Raw genomic sequence first — 2,488 nt, 5'->3', positions numbered from 1 at the left:
GAAGGCAACCTGGGCCTGGCCAATGCCGTGCTCAAGCACCTGTCCGAAAAGCTGCCGGTCTCGCGCATGCAGCGCGACCTGACCGACTCCACCGTGCTGCGCAATATCGGCGTGGGCCTGGGCTACACCCTGCTGGCGTATGACAGCTGCCTGCGCGGCCTGAACAAGCTGGAAGTCAACCCGCAGCGCCTGGCCGACGACCTGGACGCGTCGTGGGAAGTGCTGGCCGAGCCGGTGCAAACCGTGATGCGCCGCTACGGCATCGAAAACCCGTACGAGCAGCTGAAAGAGCTGACCCGTGGCAAAGGTATTACCAAGGAAGCGCTGCAGGTGTTCATCAGCGGCCTGGCCATCCCGCAGGACGCGAAAGACCTGCTGCTGGCTATGACGCCGGCTAACTATACTGGAATTGCTGCTGCGCTGGCTAAGGCCATCTGAACCCGGCAAACCGGGGTCTGACCCAAGGGTCAGACCCCGTCAGCTCCACCGCTGGGGGGAGGGGGTAAAGCCTTTGACGTTCGCCGAACGTCAAAAGCCCAAACCCGAACCGTCAGCAGCAAGATCATTCAGGGTCTGACCCTGCGGGTCAGACCCTGGTTTACCGGGTTTTAAGCAAGCCGTAAGCAACAAAAAGCGACCTCTGGTATATTTAGTCCTAACACGTACTAATTACCAAAGGCCCGCAATGGACCGCTACACCAAACCCGCCATCCTGCTGCACTGGCTGATCGCCCTGCTGATCATCGCCGCCTTCCTGCTCGGTTTGGTGATGACCGACATCCCCGGGCTCACCCCCACCAAGCTCAAATACTATTCCTGGCACAAATGGCTGGGCATGACCGTGCTCGCCCTGGCCGCCATCCGCCTGCTGTGGCGCTTGAAGCAGCAGCCGCCCGCCCTGCCCGCCAGCATGAGCCAGAACCAGAAGAAAGCCGCCGAAGCCGGCCACTGGTTCCTGTACATCCTGATGTTCGCCGTCCCGGTTTCCGGCTACCTGTACACCACCGCCGCCGGCGTGCCCGTGGTCTACCTGGGCCTGTTCCAGATCCCCTCCCTGTTCGAAGCCAGCCCGGCCCTCAAGGAAGTGCTGAAACCGGTACATTACTGGCTGAACATGCTGCTGGCCGCCGTCGTGGTTGGCCACGTGCTGGCAGCGCTGAAACACCAATTCATCGACAAGGACGGCCTGCTCAAGCGCATGCTGCCATAACCAGGAGCCACACCAAATGAAGAAAAGCGTATTACTGGCCGCACTGCTGGCCGTGGCCGCCGCCGCCAGCGCCGCCGTACTGAAGACCGATCCCGCCAAGACCAGCGTCTCGGCCGTGTTCAAGCAAATGAACGTACCGATCGAGTCCAAGTTCAAGAAGCACAATATTGTCATCGACTACAACGCCGCTGCGCCCGACACCTCCAAGGCCACCGTCGAAGTCGAGACCGCCAGCCTGGACCTGGGCGAGGCGGAAATGAACAAGGAAGTGGCCAAGAAAGAGTGGTTCAACTCGGCCCAATTCCCGAAAGCCACCTTCACCTCGAGCGCGATCAAAAGCGCCGGCCCGGGCAAGCTGAACGTCACTGGCAAACTGAGCATTAAAGGCAAGGTCAGCGATGTGACCTTCCCAATCACCATCAAGACCGAAGGCGGCAAGCAAGTGTTCGAAGGCGCCCTGCCGATCAAACGCCTGGCCTACAACATTGGCGAAGGCGAATGGAAAGACACCAGCATGGTCGCCGATGAAGTGACCATCAAGTTCCACGTAGTAGCTCAATAACCTTTGGATGGAGACCCAATGAAACTGAAGTTCATCACCGCTGCCCTGCTGGCCGTTGCTGCGGTCGGCGCCCACGCCGGCACCTACAACATCGACCCGACCCACACCTACCCGAGCTTTGAAGCCGACCACAAAGGCATCTCGTTCTGGCGCGGCAAGTTCGACAAGACCAGCGGCGTGATCCAGATGGACCGTGCGGCCAAGACCGGCAGCATGGAAATCACCATCGACGCCGCCTCCATCAACTTCGGCCTGGACAAGATGAACAGCCACGCCAAGGGCGCCGACATGTTCAACGTCGAGAAATTCCCGACCGTGACCTACAAAGGCACCAAGTTCAAGTTCGAAGGCGAGCAGCTGGTGGAAGTGGAAGGCCAGTTGACCATGCTGGGCGTGACCAAGCCGGTCAACCTGAAGGTCAACAAGTTCAAGTGCATCATCGACCAGCGCATGAAGCGTGAAGTATGCGGCGCCGACGCCTCCGCCGAGTTCAAGCGCACCGATTTCGGCCTGAACTACGCCACCCCCGCCTTCGCCCCGGAAGTGAAGCTCGCCATCCAGGTCGAAGCCATCGCCGCCCAGTAATCCCCAGCAGAAATGTCCACTTCGGGGTCAGGAAGAAAAGTGGGGGGTGGGTGGTGGAGTGGGCGGTTTAGTGGGGGGCCCCCACCGCCCGGGGTGCAAGGGGGGGGGGGGGGGGGCGGGGCGGGGGTGTG

Annotated in this window: 3 protein-coding genes and 1 pseudogene; all 4 read left to right on the top strand. The window is 60.9% G+C overall.

The annotated features are described in order from the left end of the window. Positions 1 to 438 (top strand): annotated as a pseudogene (locus tag ACE3TQ_RS26730) (adenylosuccinate lyase); the annotation flags it as partial. A 247-nt stretch (positions 439 to 685) separates the two neighbouring features. After that, positions 686 to 1,210 (top strand): cytochrome b, encoded by a 525-nt coding sequence (locus ACE3TQ_RS26725; protein ID WP_374586772.1) that lies wholly within the window; start codon positions 686 to 688, stop codon positions 1,208 to 1,210. A 16-nt stretch (positions 1,211 to 1,226) separates the two neighbouring features. Then, positions 1,227 to 1,772: a YceI family protein gene (locus tag ACE3TQ_RS26720; protein WP_374586770.1), complete on the top strand. Its 546-nt coding sequence runs from the start codon at positions 1,227 to 1,229 to the stop codon at positions 1,770 to 1,772. A gap of 18 nt (positions 1,773 to 1,790) precedes the next feature. Continuing rightward, on the top strand, positions 1,791 to 2,357 hold the full coding sequence (locus ACE3TQ_RS26715) for a YceI family protein (protein WP_374586768.1): 567 nt from the start codon (positions 1,791 to 1,793) through the stop codon (positions 2,355 to 2,357). The last annotated feature ends 131 nt before the right edge of the window (positions 2,358 to 2,488 follow it).

This window comes from Pseudoduganella sp. (genome assembly GCF_041914865.1).
Lineage (GTDB): Bacteria > Pseudomonadota > Gammaproteobacteria > Burkholderiales > Burkholderiaceae_D > Rugamonas.
The sequence above is the reverse complement of the archived record's forward strand: the minus strand, read 5'-3'. Positions and strand labels throughout refer to the sequence as shown.